Genomic DNA, 20,808 nt, shown 5'->3' with positions numbered 1-20,808 from the left:
ACATGGCTCAAAATTCAACCGATCAATTTTTTAAAAGCACCGTTTTAGGTCATCCATCAGGATTATTTGTATTGTTTTTTACCGAAATGTGGGAACGTTTCTCATATTACGGCATGCGTTCACTTTTAGTGTTATTCTTAACCGCTTCATTATTCGATGAAGGTTGGGGCTGGCCGCGAGAGCATGCTATGGCTTTATTTGGCTCTTATGTAGGCTTGGTATATTTATCAACTATGATGGGTGGTTATTTTGCCGATAAAATTATAGGTTTTAGATATGCCGTTTTAGTAGGTGCTCTTTTAATGACGCTTGGTCACGCATCAATGGCTATAGAAACGCCTTGGTCTATTTACTTAGGTTTAGGTTTGTTGGTAATAGGTAACGGCTTTTTTAAACCTAATATGACTTCTATTATTTCCGAAATGTATAAAGATAGACCCGAGAAAAAAGACGGTGCCTACACTATATTTTACATGGGGGTAAATGCTGGTGCTTTCATTGGAATTATTTTATGCGGTTATTTAGGTGAACAAGTGGGGTGGAGCTTAGGCTTTGGTTTGGCAGGAGTGTTCATGCTTTTTGGGTTAATTCAGTTTTGGTTGGCTCAAAATATATTTGGAAAAATAGGATTAAAACCTGTAAAGAATGATGCCAATTCTATTGAAGCTCAAGATACCGATAAACGTGTACCATTTACCACATGGCAATTAATATTAATATTTATTATGGTAGCTTTAGGGTTACTGTGGATTATTAATGCGCCAGCAACCACAATTTCCGATGGCGCAATTAATGTATTTGGCTTTTTAGGAGAGCAAGGCAATAATATAGCCATTTTAACGGCATTAGGATTGTTTTTAGTATTACTAGTTTATCGCTTTACACAATATTCTTCCATAACCAGAGATAAATTAATAGCAGTTGCATTTTTCGCGCTACTTTCGGTGTTTTTCTGGGCTATTTTCGAGCAATCTCCAGGAACACTAACTATTTTTGCAAACGATTATACCGATAGATCTTTAGATGGTGCCTCGGCGAATATTTTTAGAATTGTAAATACCTGTTTAGTGGTTGTGCCTTTAGGTATTATTTCATGGGTACTAATTTTACTTTTTAAACAAACTTTTGCTAAATATAAGTGGGCAAACTTAGTTTTAAGCTTAAGTTTTATTATTGTTTGGGGTATTGCTATATGGATGCTAGTTAATCAATTTAATAGTGAAAATTTAGAAATTCCGGCCTCTTGGTTTGCGAGCTTAAACTCGTTATTTATAATAACATTAGCACCGTTGTTTTCAAAATGGTGGGAAAGTAAATACAATCCTTCTGCCAATGTTAAATACGGTATTGGTATGTTTTTATTAGGGTTAGGAATGGCCTGTGTAGCCTTTGGAGCTGCGGGTATTGAGCCAGGAGCTAAAACAGCTTCGGTTAGTATTATTTGGTTAATTTTAGTGTACTTATTTCACACCATGGGCGAGCTTTGTATTTCTCCGGTTGGGTTATCTTATGTTAGTAAATTAGTGCCAGCAAGAATGATAGCTTTTATGTTTGGAGTTTGGTATTTAGCCGTTGCTATTGGTATGAAAGGTGCTGGAGTATTTGGTGAAAACGTAGATAAAATTGCCGACGAGAACGGTATTAGTTACTTCTTTTGGTTGTTAACAATAGTGTCTGTTGCTGTAGGTGTGATTTCAATCGTATTTCAACCAATCATAAAAAAGCTAATGCATGGTGTTCGTTAATCGATAAAATCATAAAAAATAGAATAAAATGCTCCTTTTAAGGGGCATTTTTTGTAAGTTCGGAACGACTTTTGAAACTAAACGGGTTATGAAACATATACTATTTACAATTTTTATTGCCTTGGTTACTATTACAACTAGTGCTCAAGAAATTAAGTGGCTAACCTTAAATGAAGCCTTAGCACTTCAAAAGAAAACACCCAAAAAAATTATGATGGATGTTTATACCAGTTGGTGCGGGCCTTGTAAGATGCTAGATAAAAACACGTTTCAAAATGAAGACGTAGCAAACTATGTAAATCAACATTATTATGCCGTAAAGTTTAATGGTGAAGGTAACGATGAGATTAATTATAAAGATACCGTTTTTGGTAACCCTGATTATAATCCTGCAAATGCAAACAGTAGAAATTCACCACATGATTTTGCAAGATATCTTCAAATAAATGCATATCCAACGGTTGTGTTTTTCGATGAAAACGGAGATCTTATTACACCGTTGCGCGGATATCAAACCCCAAGTCAAATTGAAATTTATTTAAAGATGTTTAAAAACGACGACCATAAGAATATAACTTCGCAAGAAGAATTTAATACATATTATGAAAACTTTAATGCTGAATTTAAAGGATAATAGATTATGAGATATATTTTAATAACGTTTTTATTTATTGGTTCTTATTCTGTTTCTAATGCTCAAGAAGCATTAACATGGCATACCGATATGAATGAGGCTTACGAAATAGCTAATTCTGAAAACAAACCTTTAATGTTATTTTTTACAGGTTCCGATTGGTGCGGATGGTGTACTCGATTGCAAAATGAAGTGTTTAAAACTTCCGATTTTAAAAACTGGGCAAAACAAAATGTTGTTTTAGTAGAGTTAGATTTTCCGAGACGTAAACAATTAGAGCGCGAGTTACAAATTCAGAATTATCAACTTCAAAAAATATTTAAAGTAACTGGATATCCTTCGGTACATTTTGCAAAACCTGGTTTGGCGCAAGATGGAAAAAAGAATTTAAATAGCTTAGGAAAAACGGGTTACGTGCGCGGAGGTGCTCAAAAATGGCTCGAAGTCGCTAATAATATTGTAGCACCAGTAAATTAAAACAATTAATAATTTAAAATAAAAGCGCCCTTTTTACTTGTTTGGTGAAAAGGGATTTTTCGTTTTAAGCAAACGGTTTCCCAATGTTCAATATAGCTTTTGTAATTGCTGCCGTCCGCTATAATTTGTTTTGGGTTTATAGAATCAATCAATCGGTTTAAATTAATTTTTGGTGATTGCCGCAGTAATACATAATCTGGTTTTACGGATTTAAAATTATAAATTCCTAAGCTATCAACTACCAAAATAGAAGTGTTGTTGAGTTGATAATAGGTTTGTAAAGCTTGATGTTTTTCTTGATTTATGTGGTTTCCTATGCGGTAATCTTTAATGATTTTTGTTTTTGAATGTTCTAAGCTATCTAAATCTGAAGCAATAGTAATATTGTTGTTTGAAGTATTTCCGATAAGGCTAAATCTACTTTTATGAAACACAATAAATTCGTTTGAAGGTTTAGTTAAATCTGTATAAAAAAAAGCTAGTTGAAATATTAAGACAGAAATCAAGAATAAACGAATGTTCCAATAAGTTTTTTTAATGCAACATCTCACAAAAGCTGTAATTAAAAAATAGCTAGTTATTACATAAATAAAACTAAAAGGAATAGCTTTAAATAGAAAGTCTTCTTGCTGAGAAACCCAACCCACAAAATCGTTCATTAAATTAATTATATAGCCAAAACTTGTAGCTAAAAATTGAGGTAAGGCATTTATACAAGCTAATACAATTACCAAAACTCCCAAACCTAAAATAAGGCCGAGGAAAGGAATAATAACTAAATTCGAAATAAAAAATAACCCCGGAAACTGGTGAAAATAATATAAACTAATAGGAATAATACCAAATTGAGCAGATACTGTAACCGTAAAAGTATGCCAGTATTTGTCGAGAAACTTATTTTTGGGTTGCCATAGTTTATATAAAATAGGGTCGATAGTAACAATGCTAAAAACGGCTAAATAACTAAGTTGGAAACCAACATCGAACAAAAACATAGGTTTTACTAATAAAATAAAAAACATTGAAATGGCTAAGGTGTTGTAAATATTAGTTGGCCGTTTTAAATTCATAGCAATTGCTAAAATGCTAAACATAGTAACTGCTCGCGTTACTGAAGCCGATAAACCTGAAATTACAGCAAAAGCCCAAAGGAAACAAACAATTAAAATAGTTTTAAACACCTTACCATTTTTAAATTGTTCAATAGGTTTAAAAACAATATTTAAAATAAAGAGAATAATACCAACGTGTAAACCAGAAACCGCTAAAATATGAATAGCTCCAGCATTGGTGTAACTGGTGTAAATGTTTTTGCTAATATCTTGTCGTTGACCTAACAGTAGTGCATTAACAATGCTTAATTCATCTTTTGAAAAATGATAATCTTTAAGTTTTGCATTGATAAAGGTTCTAATAGTGTTTGCAAAACCTAAAATACTTTTTGATTTTGAGTCTAGTTTTAAAACAGCATTATTTGTTGTGAATATTTGATGGTAAATGTATTGCTTACTTAAATAGTTTTTATAATCAAATTGATGCGGATTTAAAGGGTGAATTAAATCCTTTAACTGTGCTTTGGTTATGGCTATTTCATCAACATTTAAACGAATTTCGGTACTATCTTTTTCAATGTTTAATAGTGTTTTTCCGGAAACTTTAGTGCTATCAATTTTTAAAATATCAACCACATATTTATTATAATAGTTTCCTGGTTTCAGTATTTCTTTTACCCTAAAACTTATAGTTTTAATATTGTTTTCGCCGTAGGAAATTGTTTTAGTATAATGATTTATATGGTTTTTTTGATTATGAAAATTTACGGTAAGTACACCAATAGAAATAATTGTTAAATAAGCCAAAACTCCAAACCATATCAATGAATTAAGCTTGTTTTTAAAATACACATAGCTTATGGCTAATAACAATAAAAATAGGGCAGAAGTAACTAATGAAATTGTAACGGTTATATTTATAAAATAACCCATTACAATGCCTAGAATTAGGCAAATAGTAAGATTGATAATGGTAAAGTTTAGAAGCTTCATAGTCGCTTCTAAATATAATAAATATCTTACAAAACGCGACGCGCTTCAATAAAAGCTTTTAACCAATAAGTTTCATTAAGTCCTGAAACAATAACACCTTTACTAGTTGTAGAGTGAATAAACTTAATATCATTATCGACAATATCTACAATCAATCCTACATGGTTAATATCGTTTCTTTTATTTTTTCCTGTTTTAAAAAAGAGTAAATCGCCTTTATGTACATTTTTTAAATTAACTTTTGTACCACGTTTCGCCATATCTCTCGATATTCTAGGTAGTTGCACATTGTTAGCTGTAAATGAAGTGTAAATTAAGCCAGAGCAGTCCATTCCTTTTTTAGTGGTTCCTCCCCATTTGTATTTTACGCCTTTAAACTGTTCGGCATAATCAATAATATTATCTGCTTTAGATTTTGATGTGTTTTTTTTAGATTTAACGGTAGTTTTAGATGATTTACCTTTTGTACTCTTTGAAGATTTACAACTACTAAATGCAACAAGAAGCATTAATAAAAGTACAAGTTTTTTCATGGTAATATTAAATTTGGGCATTTTTAAAAATTAATTCGGCTGTTTTTTTGCTGGCACCTTTACCACCTAATTTTTTTTCTAATTCAAAATAATCCAAAAACATGGTTTTTCGCATGTCTTCATTTAAAATGTTGTTTAATTCTTGCTTTAAGCGTTTTTTATTGAAATCGTTTTGAATTAGCTCGGTAACCACTTCTTTATCCATTACTAAATTCACCAACGAAATATATTTTAAGGTAATAATACGTTTTGCAATTTGGTACGAAATATTACTACCTTTATAACACACAACTTGCGGTACTTTAAATAGAGCGGTTTCTAAAGTTGCCGTTCCTGAAGTTACCAATGCTGCATACGAAATACTCAACAAATCATAGGTTTTATTAGCTATAAACTTAACGTTATTAGATTTTATAAAGGTCTGGTAAAAACTAAACTCCTGACTTGGCGCTCCTGCAATTACAAATTGGTAATTGCTGTAATCGTCTACTAAACTTAGCATTACTGAGAGCATTTTAGTTATTTCTTGCTTACGGCTTCCAGGTAAAAGCGCAATAATAGGTTTGTCTCCTAATTTGTTTTCTGCTCTAAATTTAGCTTCTTTAACTTGGGTTCTATCTGCAATGGCATCAATTAAAGGATGGCCAACAAAATGCACGTTGTAATTGTATTTTTTATAAAAATCTTCAACAAAAGGAAGAATTACATACATGGAATCAATATCTCGTTTTATATCAAAAACACGTTTTGCACGCGATGCCCAAACTTGTGGAGAAATATAATAATTGGTTTTAAAACCTTGCTGTTTTGCCCATTTTGCAATTCGTAAATTAAATCCGGAGTTATCAATAAATACAATAACATCGGGTTTAAATGTTGCAATATCTTGCTTGCAAAATTTTATTAGTTTAAAAATTTTATTGAGGTTTAAAATAACTTCAATAAATCCCATAAAAGCACGCTCTTTATAGTGTTTTACTAAAGTGCCACCAACATTTTGCATGGCATCGCCACCCCAAAACCTAATGTCTGCATTAGCATCAACTTTGTACAATGCCTTCATTAAGTTAGCGCCATGTAAATCGCCCGAAGCTTCGCCAGCAAGAATGTAATATGTCATTTATTAATGGTCTAAAATATTTTAAAAATAAAGGTACATACAGCTAAAATAACAGTTATTAAAAGTACACCGCGCGCTTTGTAATCTTGTCGTTTTCTAATAAAAACAAAAAAAGCAATCAGGTTTAAAATAGCACCTAAACTTATTAATTTACCTAAAAAACCTTCACTAATGGCTGCTTTAATAACAGCGGTAAAATCGTCGCCACCACCAAGTAACATTGCTGCTAATATTAAGCCAATTGTATTGGCAACTAAGCCAACTATTATTCCTATAATAACGTCTTTTTTAATCATTTAAATTCCAGTTTTCTAAATTCTTTATAAAGTGATGTGCAGTTAAATCGAATTGTGTTGGGACTATCGAAATATAATTGTTCTCTAGCGCCCAGGAGTCGGTATCTTTGCCGTCATCTAAATTAACAAATTTTCCAGTAAGCCAGTAATAATCTTTTCCTTGTGGTGTTTGGCGTTTATCGAATTCTTCAACCCAATTCGATCGTGCTTGTCGAGAAATTTTAATACCTTTTATAGCATCTTTAGTTACGTTTGGTATGTTTACATTTAAAACAATACCTTCGGGTAAACCATGTTTTAAAACTTGCTCTGTAATGGTTTTTATAAAAGATTTCGATGGTTCAAAATTAGCATCATGACCATAATCTAATAGTGAAAATCCAATGGCAGGAATACCTTCAATACCAGCTTCAATAGCAGCGCTCATAGTTCCCGAATAAATCACATTAATCGCAGCGTTAGACCCATGATTAATACCTGAAACACAAAGCGTTGGTTTTCTATTTACAATTTCTCTAATGGCAATTTTTACACAATCGGCAGGTGTTCCGGAGCAGCTGTATTCTGTTTGTGGACCTTGGTCTATGGTTACAGGATCTGCAAAAAGCGTGGAGTACAACGTAATAGCGTGTCCCATGCCACTTTGCGGGCTGTCTGGAGCTACTACAACTACATCTCCAAGCTCATTCATAACTTCAATTAAAGCACGAATTCCAGGAGCATTTATGCCATCATCGTTAGTTACTAAAATAAGTGGTCTTTCTGCCATACTGTTTGTTTAAATTCTATGCGCTAAAATACATAAATTACATATTAAAAGATTAAATAAGGTCGTTTAACAAAAAATTAGTAGCGTTTGATTGTTTTGGCATACTTTTTTCTACTATTTTAGTAAAAATAATGTCGTGCTTCCTAGAGCAACTAAATTTAATAGATGAGAAAAATTATGAAAAGGAATTATAAAGCAATGCTTTTGGTATTGTTATTAGCATTTGCTTCGTGCAGTTTTACTACAAAAAAATTTGATAACCCAGACAAGGATAAATTATTAATTCAAATTATAACCTTTGTTTTAGAACAAGGGCATTTTGATCCAATTCAATTTGATGATACATTTTCGGAAGATTTTTTCGAAGATTATATTTCTATAACCGATCCTTTTAAACGTTATTTTTATGAGTCGGATATTAAAGATTTCGAAAAGTTTAAGTTAACTATCGACGATCAATTAAAGGCAACAGATATAACTTTTTTTAATGTTGTTAATCAAAGAACGTTACAACGTATTGCGGAAGCTAAAGAAATATACAAAGCAGTTTTAGCTAAACCTTTCGATTATACTATTAACGAATCTTATGATAGTGATACAGAAAAGGCTGATTTCCCGAAAAATAAAAAAGAAATGACGGAGCGTTGGAGAAAACAGTTAAAATTTTCAACTATTTCAAACTACGACGATCTTAAAAGAGAAGAAAAACAAAAAAAAGAAAAAGACCCGTCGTATACTGTAAAATCTGATGCTGAAATTGAGAAAGAAGCAAGAGAAGCTACTTTAAAATCATTGAATATTATTTTTGAAGATTATATAGATGACCAAACAAGAGAAGATTGGTTTGCAATTTATGTAAATACAATTGTAGAAGAATTCGATCCGCATACCTATTATTTGGCTCCTAAAAATAAAGAAGATTTCGATCAACGTATGTCAGGAAAACTAGAAGGTATTGGAGCTCGTTTACAAAAACGAATGGATTATATAAAAGTGGTTGAGTTAATTTCTGGCGGTCCTGCCTGGAAAGGAGAAGAGCTTGAAGTTGAAGATGTTATTTTAAAAGTAAAGCAAGAAGACGAGGACACTCCTGTGGATATTGTTGGTATGCGAATTAACGATGCCATTAATTACATAAAAGGTCCTAAAGGAACTAAAGTAACATTAACCGTTAAGAAGGTTGATGGGACGATTAAAGACATTACAATTACTCGGGATATTGTTGAAATTATAGATACTTATGCTAAGGCTTCAGTAGTTGAAAAAGATGGAAAAAAATTTGGTATAATTAATTTGCCAGCTTTTTATGTTGATTTTCAGGATTATAAGAATATTAACGCAGCTAAAGATGTTAAGGCTGAAATAGAGCATTTAAAAGCTGAAGGAATGGAAGGTCTAGTTCTAGATCTAAGAAATAATGGTGGAGGATCATTGCCTACTGTGGTAGAAATGGCAGGTCTATTTATAAAAGATGGTCCTATTGTACAAGTACGTTCTACGGGCGAAGCCAAGGAGGTGCTTAAGGATAGAGACAAATCTATTTCGTGGGATGGTCCATTGGTGATTTTAGTAAACGAAATTTCAGCCTCTGCTTCCGAAATTATGTCTGCAGCAATGCAAGATTATAAACGAGCAATTATTATTGGAAGTAAGCAAACCTACGGAAAAGGTACTGTGCAAAATGTTATGAACTTAAATAATATGTTACGTAACAATAATGCTGGTGATTTAGGAGCCTTGGCTTTAACAACACAAAAATATTATCGTATTAACGGAGGTTCGGTTCAGTTAGAAGGAGTAAAAAGTGATGTTACTGTTCCTGGGCGTTTTACTTATATAAATGTTGGTGAAAAAGATAAGGATAACCCATTACCTTGGGACGAAATAGACCCAGCTATTTATACTCCTTGGGAAAATTACTTCGATTACGAGACTACGGTGGCTAAAAGTAATGAGCGAATGAAAAATAATCCGCAAATTGCATTAATAGATGAAAATGCTAAATGGGTTAAAAATAAAATTGATGAAACTGTTTTCTCATTAAACTACAATGATTATGTGAAACAAAATGAAAAAAATGAAGCAGAGTCAAAAAAATTCGATGCTATTGATGATTATAACGCTCATTTAAATTTCTATTCAACAACTTTTGAAAAATCCTTGATTGAAAATGACTCTTCAGATTTAAAAGAAAAACGGGAACGATGGCACAAGAGTTTAAGTAAAGATGTTTACATTGAAGAAGCTTTAAATGTATTAGAAGATTTAAAAGCATCTTACCCAATTAAAAAGGTGGCTTCAGCAGTTAAAAAGTAGACATTTTATGGCAGAAAAATCAAAGTCATTAAAACAATTAGCGCTTCAAAAGTTTAAGAAAAACTTTTGGGGCGTTTTTTGCTTCATCTATATAATTATTGTGGGTTTGGTCTCGGTGTTTTCTTATGTACTCGCACCAGATAATTCGCAATATGCTAACCAAATGCATTTGGCAATCCATTCTAAAAAACCTGGTTTTAAAGTTCAAGTGCTCACTATTCCTTCAGATTTAAAAACCAAGCAAAATATTTTCGATAAATTATTCTTTGGTAAAATAAATATAAATACTGAAGTGCCTATTTCTAATTATAAAATTGAGAATAATAATTTGTTTTATACAGAATATACTTCTGATGGCTTATTAGGTACAGAAAAAAAACTTAATTTAAATGTTTTTCCTAATAAGTCGGCCGAAGATTTCATAAATGAAAAAAACTTTATACTAGGAACCGATAAGTATGGTCGCGATTTATTAAGTCGTATTCTTGTTGGTGCTAGAATTTCTTTTTTTATTGGTTTTGTTGCTGTGTTTATATCTTTAGTTATTGGTATTTTTATGGGAAGTTTAGCTGGATATTTTGGAGGTAAAGTAGATGCGGCCATAATGTGGATAATTAATGTAACTTGGTCTATTCCAACCTTACTTTTAGTAATAGCCATTACTTTAGCGTTAGGAAAAGGCTTTTGGCAAGTATTTATAGCTGTAGGATTAACCATGTGGGTAGAAGTTGCTCGTGTTGTACGCGGACAAATTATTTCGGTTAAAGAAATGCAATATGTTACGGCTGCTAAAGCTTTAGGATACAGTCATTTTAGAATTATTACTAAACATATTTTACCTAACATTATGGCGCCAGTAATTGTAATATCGGCAGCTAATTTTGCATCGGCTATTTTAATAGAAAGTGGCTTAAGCTTTTTAGGTATTGGTGCACAACCGCCCATGTCTAGTTGGGGCGCCATGATTAAAGATCACTATAATTATATTATTTTAGGAAAACCTTATTTAGCCGTTATTCCAGGACTTTGTATTATGAGTTTGGTTATGGCTTTCATGCTTATTGGTAATGCCCTGCGAGATGCTCTCGATGTTAAAGGATAATAATAAATTGAAATTAAAAATACTATTTCTTATAACTCAAAATATCAACCTTCTTAATTTCGTTGGTTTTAGCTTTTAATTCATTATTTCTTTTAAGCATTTTCATAATATCCGTGCCAACAAAAACCGGTGTTTGGTTAACCTTATCTCCAGTGCAGGACGTTATTTGCTTTTTTAAATCGGAGTTGTTTAAAACGAGTTGCTTTATATCTGCTTCGTTTTCTGAAAGTTGATCGGTTAAATCGGTTATGGTTTTATCTACTTCGGTTTTGTATCTATTTAAAGAATCTTTTAAACGTTGGGCATTTTTATCGTTTGTTTTAATAACAACACCCATAATATTTAGTTCGGAGGCATTGGTTAAAAGGTTTTCAAACTGACTTTTAAATAGAAAAAGAGCAATGAGAGCCACTAGTGCCCAAATAAGGGTTTTATACGGAAAATTAGATTTGTCTGACATGATTTAAATATTTTAGATTTTGTTGGAGTTAAATTTGTTTGAGCTATAGTTTAATGCCTCAAAAATAGAAATATTTTTAAGTTATTAAGTCGTCGGTTTGCGGATTTGTAGGTTCTATAATGATATCGTCTTCTACCAATTTTGTTTCATACAAAAAGTCGTTGGCAAAAAAATGTAACATATCGGCACTTAATAATTTTTTTCTTTGTGATTTCCATGTGTTTACGGCATCTTCACCGTACATGTAATTTACCAAGTCTTTAAATTTCCAATGACTTCCTTTTCCCCAATGCTGAGTGAAATCGATGTTGTTTTCTTGCAAAACTTCAATAATTCGAGTGCAATATTTTTCGAAACTCATTATTTTTTTAGTTTTATTCCACTGTACACCATCAATTTCTAACATACAAGTAATTGGAAATTTTGTAAATCCTAATGTAGCTTTCGTTTGTTTAACAAATCGCATGGCGAAAATACCTGGTATTGGTCCTTCTTTAGTGGTTAAATCGCATAATAGTTTTAAAACTTTCGAAGCATCTTTGTGGTCAATACCAACCGAACAAGCAAAAGCGGGTCCTTGGTATGGCGCATCCCAAAATATTTCGGGTAAGGTTCCGGTTAAATCTTCGTCGACTTTTGGCAAAATCGATTTTTCTAAACGCTTAATCAGCCAAGGTATACTTTTGGGCCAGTTTTCTGCCATTTTGGTAAATAAATGAATTAAATCCATGTATAAGGATTGCTTAATTATTGGAAACGGGTCTTTATAATCGTTTCTGTAATCATGCTTATACATAAGTTCAACAACGTATTCTGCTTCATTACTGTATTGATTTACAAATACTTTGTAATGATATGGTGTTTTACCAAAACCATCAGGTGTTGTTTCCGCAGCTATTTTGAATGTAGAATTTTTAAAATCTAAAGTATCAGCGAGCTGTAACGCGATATTTTTATCAATTTTTCGAACATAACGATTAAGTAAAAAACGTGGTTCGGCTTCAATTACGACACCGTGAATAAATCCGAAGCTACCCAAACTAACCAATGCGGCGTAAAACATGGCATCGTCTCTAATAATTTGTTTTGAAATCGATTTGGCAAAAGTATCATTTAATGCCGCTTTACTTTTGGGTTCTATATAAACACTGTCGTCAACATTGGGACCCGTTATTAAATGTAACCCTACAACATAATCCTGTACCGAACCTACTTGGAAAGCCGAACCATGAACGCCAGTAGAAATACAACCCGCTATAGTTTGTCCGTTACTAGCGCCTGTAGTTTTTAATGATTTGCCGTGAGATGAGAGCACTTCAGAAATTCGTTTAATTGTAGTGCCACATTGAAATAGAAATAAATTTTCGGCATTAAAACTTGTATCGTTATGTAAATTTTCTGATTGAATAGGAATATGAATATTCATAAAGCCATTGTAATGCATGCGGTCTTTATGATGTGCAATATGGTTTAATGACCAAGCCGAACCATAGGCTCTAAATCCATGATTGGCATCGTAAGTTTCTTTTATTAAACGCTGAATTTCAATAACAGCATCGTTATATCGGTCGATTTTTTTTGGAAGAATACCATCGCCTTCTAACTCTGTTATGTATAGTTTTTTTAATGGGAAAGAACCGTTGTTATGTAAGGTGTCCCATGTTTTTAAATCGTGTGTTTTTGTAGTTGCCATAATTTTAATTTGTAGGTTTCATGCATACATATTTAACTTTAAGCTTGCGTTTTTTTCCAAAAGAAAATACACTTAAAAGTGAGCCTCCAAACGTGTTTTTAAATTCAACCGTATGTAGTTTGCCAGATTTACAAGCGTCGGTTTCTTTAATTAAATAGGTGAAGTCTTTTGAAACTATATCAATTTTAATAACCGTATCGAGTTCTACAACTTCCATGCCTCTGTAATAATCGTTTCGCGATAATAGCGGATCGGGTTGATAAGTGCCGTTTACACTACGAAGTCGTACAGAATAGCATGAACTAAGCAGTAAACAAGTAGTAATTAATGTGAAAAGTTTAATTGGGTTTTTCATGGGGTAATAAGTTTTTATGGTTTTAAATCGATTGAAGCTTTGTTAAGGTTTTTGAAGCAAAATCGCTTCCAAATTCCGAAGATAAATCGAGTGATTCCTCACGTCCGAGCGTGTAATAAAGTTCAGAAATATTTGGAGGTGCATAACAAAGTACCAAATCGGTAAACATATTGTAAGCGCCTTTTGTTTTCTTTTTTGAAGTTGTTAATCCGCTGTAACTCGTTGAAGCAAAGCCCGAGCAGTTTTGTAGTTTGTTGTTATGATTTAAATAGCTTTTACCAGCAATAACTTGGCATCCTGCCGAAAAATTAGAGCTTCCAACTCCGGTCCAATGAATATTAATGCTTGGATTTACTTGAAGCCCTTTTGTACGACCTTGATTATCGACAACCTTTAAATCGTTGTTTGTTAGAGAATTATTATTATCCCAATCGCGAAGAATCATAACGCCTTTTGGGTTTTTAGGCTTTAAGGCACGATATATTTTACGTTCGTTGGTTATTTTGTGCCATCCAAATCTATATAAGTGTTGGCCTTCAATTAAAAAGGCTTCGTCTTGGCGTTGTGCCATGGTTACACTCGGGTCTGTCGATCCCCAAAATGTAAATACCATACCATTAATTAATAAAAAGAATAAATCGTCGTTTTTACGTTTTGTAGTACTTTCATTTTGGTTTCTACGAACACCAATTAGGTGAATTTTATCGGTACTAAAATCCCAATCGTGTGGTTTTATGCTGGAGTACGTTTTGCCTAATGTATTAAATTCACTTAAAATAGGGCCTGGGTTTAAAGCGTAGTGTTGTTTCGCTTTATTTAAAAGATTAATCCAGTTTATATATTGTGGTGTTGGGTTGGTTTTAAATTGGCTCCAAACCGAAGTTATACCGTTGTTTTTCCACCGCATTATATGTTTCATGGTACCAGCACCAACAATACCATCCGGCACCATTGTGCTAACATTTTCTACCGTGCGCACATATTCTTGAAATAGCCTTACAGCCGCTTGAGTAACATAACCAAAAATGCCACTAAAGTCGTTTCGAGGCATAAAACCAGCATCAAACAAAAATTGTTGTAGCATTAAAACCTCGTTTCCATCAACATTTCTAAACGAACGCCACTTGGTTCTGTCGTCGTCTCTAAACGAAACTTTATCAAGTAAAAGACCATCCATGTGGTAGGGTTTTAAGTACGTTTTCCGGTTATTCGGTCGCTTTCCAGTATCGCAACTTCCTAGATATAATGTAGCCATGACCTTTTATTTAATTTTCTTATTTAGTTCTTCTAAAATAAATTCTAAACTTGCTTTAACCGTTTTGCTTTTGGTGTAGTGTAATAGGAATTTAATTTGTTCAATTTCAACATTTATATACCTTGGACTATACAGTAGATTAAATATTTCTTTGTACCATTTTAGTATTATTCCATCTAGCTGATCTTTATTGTTTTTTGAAAGTATTAATCGGGCATAACTAATTTCGGTCATACCGAAAAGCACCGAAATATCAACATCTGCTTTATCGAAATCGTCTAGACGTTGGTAATATTCTTCAAGAAATTTATCTAAATCTGCTACTGCGCTAAAAGCTTTGTTTTTGCCTAGTAAATCCAACATCGTGAATTCGGTTTTTAAACTATCGAAATCACTGTCTTCAGGAAGTAATGCGCTATTTTTTAGGGCATCTTTAAAGGTTATACTTCCTTTTAGTGACTCTAAGCAATGGGCAATAAAAATCATGTTCGAGAAAGCATCGAGGTATTTACCGTCGTACTTATCTTTTGAAATATCTAGAGCATGTTGATAGAGTTTATAGGCTTCAAATAAATGCTGGAGTTCGTTAGGACGTTTAAAAAATGGTGCAGTTTGTTTATAGGCGTTCGCTACAATATTTAATCGTGTGGTATTTCTTCCTGCCAAGGTTAGCAGCTTTATCTCAGCAATATATTCCGAAATTAAATCTTCAACTTTTTCATTCTCTTTCGATTCAAGGTAATTATTTATGTTTTTCTTTAAAATAACCGATTGTACTAAACAATACTGTTCTAAAGCTTTTATGGAGAAGTTGCCATTATCGAAAACAAATAACTCTTTATACTTTTCGTAAGCTAAATTCGAATGCCCTAATTCATCATAAATTAATGCTTCTTTTTCTAAAACGGTAGCATCAATTAAGTTTGATTCTTGGGTTTTATCTAAAATGATATTTAGTTTATCGATAGCAGCGTCGTTAGTTACATTTTTATCACGAACGGCTATAAGTAAGTTGTCTAAATCGGTATAAACTTGGGAAGCAATAATGTACTTCTGATTTATTTTTTTTGATTTACTACTATTTCGAAACTTGTAATATTGATTGCCATAGCATTGGTATGCGCCCCAAGTATTTGTTCCAGAGTGGTTGTTATGACACGCCATTCGAGCTTTTTGTACAGCATCGCCAAAATTATAACCTTCAAACATTTTTTTGTAAAAGGTTTCGGCAAAGGTTCTTGCTGCTGCATCGTCGACTGGCCAACCCGTAATAATTATGGCTTTAACGCCCATTTCAATAAGTTGCGTGCCTATGTTTGCAGCTAGTTTAAATCGGTTTTTACTATATATGTCGTCTTCCGCATCTAAAACTCCAGAAAAACAACAGTTTATAAAAATAAATTCTGGAACATAGCCAATTTGATTAATAACCGCAGGGTCAATACAAAGTCCGTTTCCAATAGCTATTCCAACATTATCATCTCCCGGATTATAAACACCATGACCTGCAAAATGCATGATTTTATAAGGTCTACTAAACAATTCCATCATAATATGTTTGGCGTTGGAATTTATTAGCGGGTTTACACGAAAAGCTTCTTTTTTAAATTTATTAATCACCCAAATGGCTTCCTCTTTTGCAGCTGGTAACGGAAATAATCCGCGTTCGTTATAAACGGGATCGCCAACAACAAAAACATCTTGATTGTTTAACGATACAGGTGTGTTTTGGCTGCCATCTTGAGTAATTAGCTGCCTAATAAATCCTGTGTTTACCGATGCTGGTTTATCGGTAGTAGAACTGTCAAATAAAAGCTCCCACGGTATTTGGGCGGCGTATTTATCGAGTTTTAAAATAACGTTATTTTGATCTCTAAATATGTTTTTAAAATCGTTAGGAATTAACATTTCGAATAAGGTTTTCGATAGGCGTTCGTCCCAAACGTAAGTAGCAGACATTTCTTCTAATAGATATAAAATTTTAGATAGTTTAATGCCTATTTTTTCTTCGTCTACACGAGCTAATTTATTTGATGAAAAATATTTAAACCCATTTATTTTTGAAGGGTTTTTAGCATCAATCAGGCTGCCAATATGTAAATTATACCACCAATTGTAGTCGTTATTCCTAAAGTTATTTCGCTTTTTAGCACCTGCGCGCCTCACAATATTAGGATGCAAATTAAAAATTACGCGGTTGTCTGATTCTTGCAATCTGTACAAACTTAAATAAGCCTCGCTCGAAATAGTTTCGTAATAATTTATAAACTCAATATCTTTAATTTGTTTTAAGCCTTCGCCTGTTTCCTTAATTTGTTTATTGGCTTTTGCCACACCAAGTAAAATACCTTTTACAGAATCTTCAACCGGTAATTTGCCGTAACCAATAGCCATTAATACGAAAGATATTCCGGTGGCATATTTTTTGGCTTCGGGCAGCGTGTAGTTGTCACGCATAAACATAGCGTATTTTAAAACGGCTTGTTTAACAGATTTAGAAAGTAGGAAAGGAGTAACCGTATCGGCATTTCCTAAACCACAAACAATGGCTCCTTTGGGTTGTGTTTTTAAGTTAAAGAACACTTCGCTTTCACCAATTTTACCCGGATAGTAGCCAATATTCATGCGTTGCGATAAACGATCGTCGAGATATTTATCGAGTGCTTTTTCTGAACTTAAAATTAAATCCATAAAGAAATGTCCAACCATGACCGGGTAAAAAGCCACTTTTAAATCTGCATGTACAACGCGAACATTAAAGCTTTCTACTTCGGGTTCAATGTCTTTTTTAATATCGAAAATACCGTTAATTACAGCTGCTTCATTGTAAATAGGCTCTGGAGTTTCATAAACTTCTGTAATTATTTCACCACTGCGAGTTCCTGTTCGTTCGTTACTTAAAAGGTTTGTGCTTCCGGTACTTAAAATTTCAGAAACACCTTTAAAAATATATCCTTCATTGGCCAAATCGCCATGCGAAGTATGTGTATAAAATATTTTTTGTGTATTAAGTAGTTGTTTAGGAACACCAGTTTCCCAAGTTACACTGCCATCACCATAAGAAGTAGCTTCGTATATTAATTTTTTGTTTTTTGATAAGAATCGGTTTTTAAATTTATAATCGAAAACCGTTTCTTTGGCAAGCCCACAAACGTAATAAATGTTGTTAAAATCTTCTGGTTGAAGGCTGTTTGTAAATGCAATGACTTGATCGCGATAGTTTTTAAAATGAGTTAGTTCTTTTTTAAAATCATTAGGATCTGGCATGTGTTTTAAATCGGAAATAGTATTGATGTCTTCCCAGAATTTAGGGTCCCAAAACGGACGATTTTCACTTTCCTCGATAGGTAATAATTCGAACACGCCAGGGTATTTCCAGAAGATTTTTAGCAAATCGGCACGGTCGTTTTTTATATCGATAGCAGCCAGTTGTTTTACACGACGACTATGGCCAGTAAGAACTTCCATAATAAGGTACGATCCTAACCATGGCGTACCAAGCATTACAAACTTATTGAAGGTGTTTTGTTTAAAATTAGTCCAAACCTCTGGAAAATCCATCATTAATTGCCTAACCACTAAACCACCCATAGAGTGTGCAACGATATGAATTTTTATGTTTTTGTTTTGTAACACACTTTCAACCTGCTTTTTGAGGTCTTTAGCCGCTTGTTTTAACGATTTTCGCCAATCGAATTCTAAAGTAATAACATCGTAATCGTTTAGTAAATGCTCTGCGAAATTATTATAAAAGTCCTTTATAACGCCACTAGCTGTAACGTTAGGTTTGTTAATTGTAAGATTGTCAACGATTCCACCATCAAATATTTTTCGAATGTTAACCCATTGGTGTTCGTTGTTTTGTGCTAGCGACGAGCCCATTATACCGGGTATTACAATCGCCACATTTTTAGTTACGTTTTCAACAGAATACGACACGCCATCCATAGAAAATTTATCGAGTAGAATGCCACGATTTCCTTGGGTGTATAGGCTTTTTGTAAATAATGAAGATGGATTTTCTTCGTTGGCTTTTAGAGCATCTAAAACTGCATTGCTAGAATTGCTGGCTGTAAAATAATTGAAATGACTCGTATTACCACCTTTGGCTAAAAATTTATACATGCCACTAGTTCGAGTAACGCCATGTTCCATACGATTGGTATCGACAACTAAATCGTTAGCACCTCGGTAAAATAAATTGGCTAATATAACTTTTAAGGAATGTAGGTTTAATCCAGAAATATCTGAATCTCCAGCGATATTATATAATTCACTTTCTACAGTGGTTGCCGAAATATTCATCATTTTTTGAAATGACGATTCGGGCATCATACTATTTAATCCGGGAAGTACTTCTGGGTTTTCTTTCTGACTTATAATATCTAATAAAAAGGCTTTAACGCTGTGGTAAAACGGATTTGTAATACCAAAAGCCATAGATACAGCGTTTAAAATTAGGTTGAAATAATGGTCTATACGACGAGATAAAATGGTGGTTCCCGATGCCGGAGCAGCAACTCTAACAACTTTGTTAACTTGTAGTTTTTTGGTTTTTGCCACATTATTTATGGCGACCATTAATGTTTTGTTTTGTTCGTCTTCTTTTGTTTTTAAAATGGCTATTTCGGTTTCATGAAATCCAGTTACTTGATTACGATAATCGCATTTTGCTAAAATATCGGCAACCAGACCACCTCGTGAATGACTAATAATATCGATAATGCTGCCGTTAGGGCAAGCATTTAAAAAGTCTAAAGCATTTTGAAGCGGGCTTACAGAAAGGGTATGGTGCTCTAATGCCCAAATTCGCGATCCGTAAAGCTCGACTAAATTTTGCCATGTCGCGTTGTTGCTGTTTAATTTTTGAAAGGCGTCGTGAGTGGTTGATAATGTGCCATGAATAAATAATAAATGCGATTTAGAATCTACGTCATTTTGGTTAAACTTTGTTTTATTGAAGTTTTTGTCTAATTGAAACAAACCAATTTTTGGTTGTACTTTTTTATCGTAAGCTTTAGCTAGTTGAAGTAATGTTTTCTCTTTAAGTTTAGTTGCCTTTTCTGGGGTAAAAACGCTAAAAACTTTAACTAATGCACGATTAATGAAACCTCTGTTGTTTTCTGAAGTAATTTGTATGTTAAAAACATAATCTTCTTTAGCTAAAGAACGCTGACTACGTGTTTTTTTATCGTAAATATCTTGTACATCTTCTGGGTGACCAATCCATTCTGTATTGTCGGAAAATTGAAGCGCGATTAAATCGTTTTCCTCTAACTCGATAGTTTCTTCTTTATTTTCAGAACGCGTTGATGAAACTTCGATATAGCTTTTTAGTTTAAATTTTTGCTGAAGTGTTTCTGGAACTTTAAAGTCTACGTCTTCAACCTTAATTTTATGCCCTTTTATTTTAGCTGTTTTGGTCATGGTTTATGGTTTTAAAATGTAAAAGAATGTTTATATCACATTTTAATTCTAAAAACATTTATTTAAAACCACCCAACAACAGCAATCAGCAACAATTTTAAAGCTTACTTAGTTCGCAAATAGGTATAAAGCCACTTGCGAAAAAGAATCCGTTTTTAAGAATTAAAATTTATTTCTAGGCGTGAACCTAAAACTATTACGTAGAAATGTGGGGAATTATATTTGCGGGAGATGTTATAAAAGTACAAAAAATACTTAATAATCAATCACTTAAAGTGTTGAAATTTTAAGAATACGGTAAAATACGTAGGGAATATTGCTAATTGTTAAATTTAAGGTACGGGGTCGTAACCGGAGCCGCCCCAAGGATGGCAACGGCTAATGCGCTTTATAGCAAGCCAACTACCTTTAAATAAACCATGTTTTTTTAAGGCTTTTGTGGTATAATGAGAACAAGTGGGCTGAAATCTACAAGTAGCAGGAGTTAAAGGTGAAATAAAAATTTGATATCCCTTTATTAAAAACAGAAATGGTGCAACAAGTAGTTTTTTCATGCTTTTTCAACCTGAACTAGTGTCAGG

16 protein-coding genes are annotated in these 20,808 nt (G+C 33.1%); 5 read left to right on the top strand and 11 right to left on the bottom strand.

Annotated features, from left to right (window positions below; translation table 11 throughout):
* Positions 1 to 2 precede the first annotated feature (2 nt).
* From PW52_RS07045 to PW52_RS07035, 3 genes are all read left to right on the top strand, one after another.
* Positions 3 to 1,745, top strand: coding sequence for a peptide MFS transporter (locus tag PW52_RS07045; protein ID WP_044632205.1), 1,743 nt, complete (start codon positions 3 to 5; stop codon positions 1,743 to 1,745).
* A gap of 88 nt (positions 1,746 to 1,833) precedes the next feature.
* Entirely contained in the window at positions 1,834 to 2,379 is a 546-nt protein-coding gene (locus PW52_RS07040; RefSeq protein ID WP_044632204.1) for a thioredoxin family protein, read from the top strand.
* A gap of 6 nt (positions 2,380 to 2,385) precedes the next feature.
* On the top strand, positions 2,386 to 2,856 hold the full coding sequence (locus PW52_RS07035) for a thioredoxin family protein (protein WP_052823410.1): 471 nt from the start codon (positions 2,386 to 2,388) through the stop codon (positions 2,854 to 2,856).
* A 5-nt stretch (positions 2,857 to 2,861) separates the two neighbouring features.
* On the opposite strand, the gene PW52_RS07030 is transcribed toward PW52_RS07035, so the two are convergent.
* Genes PW52_RS07030 through surE form a run of 5 tightly spaced genes read right to left on the bottom strand, consistent with a single transcriptional unit; the run spans position 2,862 to position 7,619 of the window.
* Positions 2,862 to 4,901 carry a ComEC/Rec2 family competence protein gene (locus PW52_RS07030; RefSeq protein WP_052823409.1) on the bottom strand — a complete coding sequence of 680 codons (2,040 nt, stop codon included), beginning with the start codon at positions 4,899 to 4,901 and terminating at the stop codon, positions 2,862 to 2,864.
* Positions 4,902 to 4,927: 26 nt separating this feature from the next.
* Positions 4,928 to 5,434, bottom strand: a complete 507-nt coding sequence (locus tag PW52_RS07025) for a C40 family peptidase (protein WP_044632267.1) — start codon at positions 5,432 to 5,434, stop codon at positions 4,928 to 4,930.
* A gap of 7 nt (positions 5,435 to 5,441) precedes the next feature.
* Positions 5,442 to 6,554 (bottom strand): lipid-A-disaccharide synthase, encoded by a 1,113-nt coding sequence (gene lpxB / locus PW52_RS07020; RefSeq protein ID WP_044632202.1) that lies wholly within the window; start codon positions 6,552 to 6,554, stop codon positions 5,442 to 5,444.
* Between the two features lie 11 nt (positions 6,555 to 6,565).
* On the bottom strand, positions 6,566 to 6,850 hold the full coding sequence (locus tag PW52_RS07015) for a hypothetical protein (RefSeq protein ID WP_044632201.1): 285 nt from the start codon (positions 6,848 to 6,850) through the stop codon (positions 6,566 to 6,568).
* Entirely contained in the window at positions 6,843 to 7,619 is a 777-nt protein-coding gene (surE, locus tag PW52_RS07010) for a 5'/3'-nucleotidase SurE (protein WP_044632200.1), read from the bottom strand. The genes PW52_RS07015 and surE overlap by 8 nt, the downstream gene beginning before the upstream one ends.
* A 177-nt stretch (positions 7,620 to 7,796) precedes the next feature.
* Here surE and PW52_RS07005 point away from each other — a divergent pair, with 177 nt between their 5' ends.
* Entirely contained in the window at positions 7,797 to 9,935 is a 2,139-nt protein-coding gene (locus PW52_RS07005; protein ID WP_044632266.1) for a carboxy terminal-processing peptidase, read from the top strand.
* A gap of 7 nt (positions 9,936 to 9,942) precedes the next feature.
* Positions 9,943 to 11,037 carry an ABC transporter permease gene (locus PW52_RS07000; RefSeq protein WP_044632199.1) on the top strand — a complete coding sequence of 365 codons (1,095 nt, stop codon included), beginning with the start codon at positions 9,943 to 9,945 and terminating at the stop codon, positions 11,035 to 11,037.
* A 22-nt stretch (positions 11,038 to 11,059) separates the two neighbouring features.
* Here the strand turns inward: PW52_RS07000 and PW52_RS06995 are convergent, their stop codons facing one another.
* From PW52_RS06995 to yidD, 6 genes are all read right to left on the bottom strand, one after another.
* Positions 11,060 to 11,497, bottom strand: a complete 438-nt coding sequence (locus PW52_RS06995; protein ID WP_044632198.1) for a hypothetical protein — start codon at positions 11,495 to 11,497, stop codon at positions 11,060 to 11,062.
* Between the two features lie 76 nt (positions 11,498 to 11,573).
* A complete protein-coding gene (locus PW52_RS06990) occupies positions 11,574 to 13,190 on the bottom strand; it encodes an FAD-binding protein (protein ID WP_044632197.1) in 1,617 nt (538 codons plus the stop codon).
* A 4-nt stretch (positions 13,191 to 13,194) separates the two neighbouring features.
* A complete protein-coding gene (locus tag PW52_RS06985; protein ID WP_044632196.1) occupies positions 13,195 to 13,545 on the bottom strand; it encodes a hypothetical protein in 351 nt (116 codons plus the stop codon).
* A 22-nt stretch (positions 13,546 to 13,567) separates the two neighbouring features.
* Complete coding sequence (locus PW52_RS06980) at positions 13,568 to 14,800, bottom strand: peptidoglycan-binding domain-containing protein (protein WP_044632195.1); 1,233 nt, start codon at positions 14,798 to 14,800, stop codon at positions 13,568 to 13,570.
* A 6-nt stretch (positions 14,801 to 14,806) separates the two neighbouring features.
* Positions 14,807 to 20,227, bottom strand: coding sequence for a DUF7379 domain-containing protein (locus PW52_RS06975; protein WP_044632194.1), 5,421 nt, complete (start codon positions 20,225 to 20,227; stop codon positions 14,807 to 14,809).
* A 332-nt stretch (positions 20,228 to 20,559) separates the two neighbouring features.
* A complete protein-coding gene (gene yidD / locus PW52_RS06970) occupies positions 20,560 to 20,781 on the bottom strand; it encodes a membrane protein insertion efficiency factor YidD (protein ID WP_044632193.1) in 222 nt (73 codons plus the stop codon).
* Between the last annotated feature and the right edge of the window lie 27 nt (positions 20,782 to 20,808).

This window comes from Neotamlana sedimentorum (assembly GCF_000943565.1).
GTDB lineage: Bacteria > Bacteroidota > Bacteroidia > Flavobacteriales > Flavobacteriaceae > Neotamlana > Neotamlana sedimentorum.
The sequence above is the reverse complement of the archived record's forward strand: the minus strand, read 5'-3'. Positions and strand labels throughout refer to the sequence as shown.

What these genes read in the sequence shown, in the direction of transcription:
- PW52_RS07045 (WP_044632205.1), top strand. Translation starts at nt 3, where the DNA reads ATGGCTCAAAATTCAACCGATCAATTTTTTAAAAGCACCGTTTTAGGT.
- PW52_RS07040 (WP_044632204.1), top strand. Translation starts at nt 1,834, where the DNA reads ATGAAACATATACTATTTACAATTTTTATTGCCTTGGTTACTATTACA.
- PW52_RS07035 (WP_052823410.1), top strand. Translation starts at nt 2,386, where the DNA reads ATGAGATATATTTTAATAACGTTTTTATTTATTGGTTCTTATTCTGTT.
- PW52_RS07030 (WP_052823409.1), bottom strand. Translation starts at nt 4,901, where the DNA reads ATGAAGCTTCTAAACTTTACCATTATCAATCTTACTATTTGCCTAATT.
- PW52_RS07025 (WP_044632267.1), bottom strand. Translation starts at nt 5,434, where the DNA reads ATGAAAAAACTTGTACTTTTATTAATGCTTCTTGTTGCATTTAGTAGT.
- lpxB (WP_044632202.1), bottom strand. Translation starts at nt 6,554, where the DNA reads ATGACATATTACATTCTTGCTGGCGAAGCTTCGGGCGATTTACATGGC.
- PW52_RS07015 (WP_044632201.1), bottom strand. Translation starts at nt 6,850, where the DNA reads ATGATTAAAAAAGACGTTATTATAGGAATAATAGTTGGCTTAGTTGCC.
- surE (WP_044632200.1), bottom strand. Translation starts at nt 7,619, where the DNA reads ATGGCAGAAAGACCACTTATTTTAGTAACTAACGATGATGGCATAAAT.
- PW52_RS07005 (WP_044632266.1), top strand. Translation starts at nt 7,797, where the DNA reads ATGAAAAGGAATTATAAAGCAATGCTTTTGGTATTGTTATTAGCATTT.
- PW52_RS07000 (WP_044632199.1), top strand. Translation starts at nt 9,943, where the DNA reads ATGGCAGAAAAATCAAAGTCATTAAAACAATTAGCGCTTCAAAAGTTT.
- PW52_RS06995 (WP_044632198.1), bottom strand. Translation starts at nt 11,497, where the DNA reads ATGTCAGACAAATCTAATTTTCCGTATAAAACCCTTATTTGGGCACTA.
- PW52_RS06990 (WP_044632197.1), bottom strand. Translation starts at nt 13,190, where the DNA reads ATGGCAACTACAAAAACACACGATTTAAAAACATGGGACACCTTACAT.
- PW52_RS06985 (WP_044632196.1), bottom strand. Translation starts at nt 13,545, where the DNA reads ATGAAAAACCCAATTAAACTTTTCACATTAATTACTACTTGTTTACTG.
- PW52_RS06980 (WP_044632195.1), bottom strand. Translation starts at nt 14,800, where the DNA reads ATGGCTACATTATATCTAGGAAGTTGCGATACTGGAAAGCGACCGAAT.
- PW52_RS06975 (WP_044632194.1), bottom strand. Translation starts at nt 20,227, where the DNA reads ATGACCAAAACAGCTAAAATAAAAGGGCATAAAATTAAGGTTGAAGAC.
- yidD (WP_044632193.1), bottom strand. Translation starts at nt 20,781, where the DNA reads ATGAAAAAACTACTTGTTGCACCATTTCTGTTTTTAATAAAGGGATAT.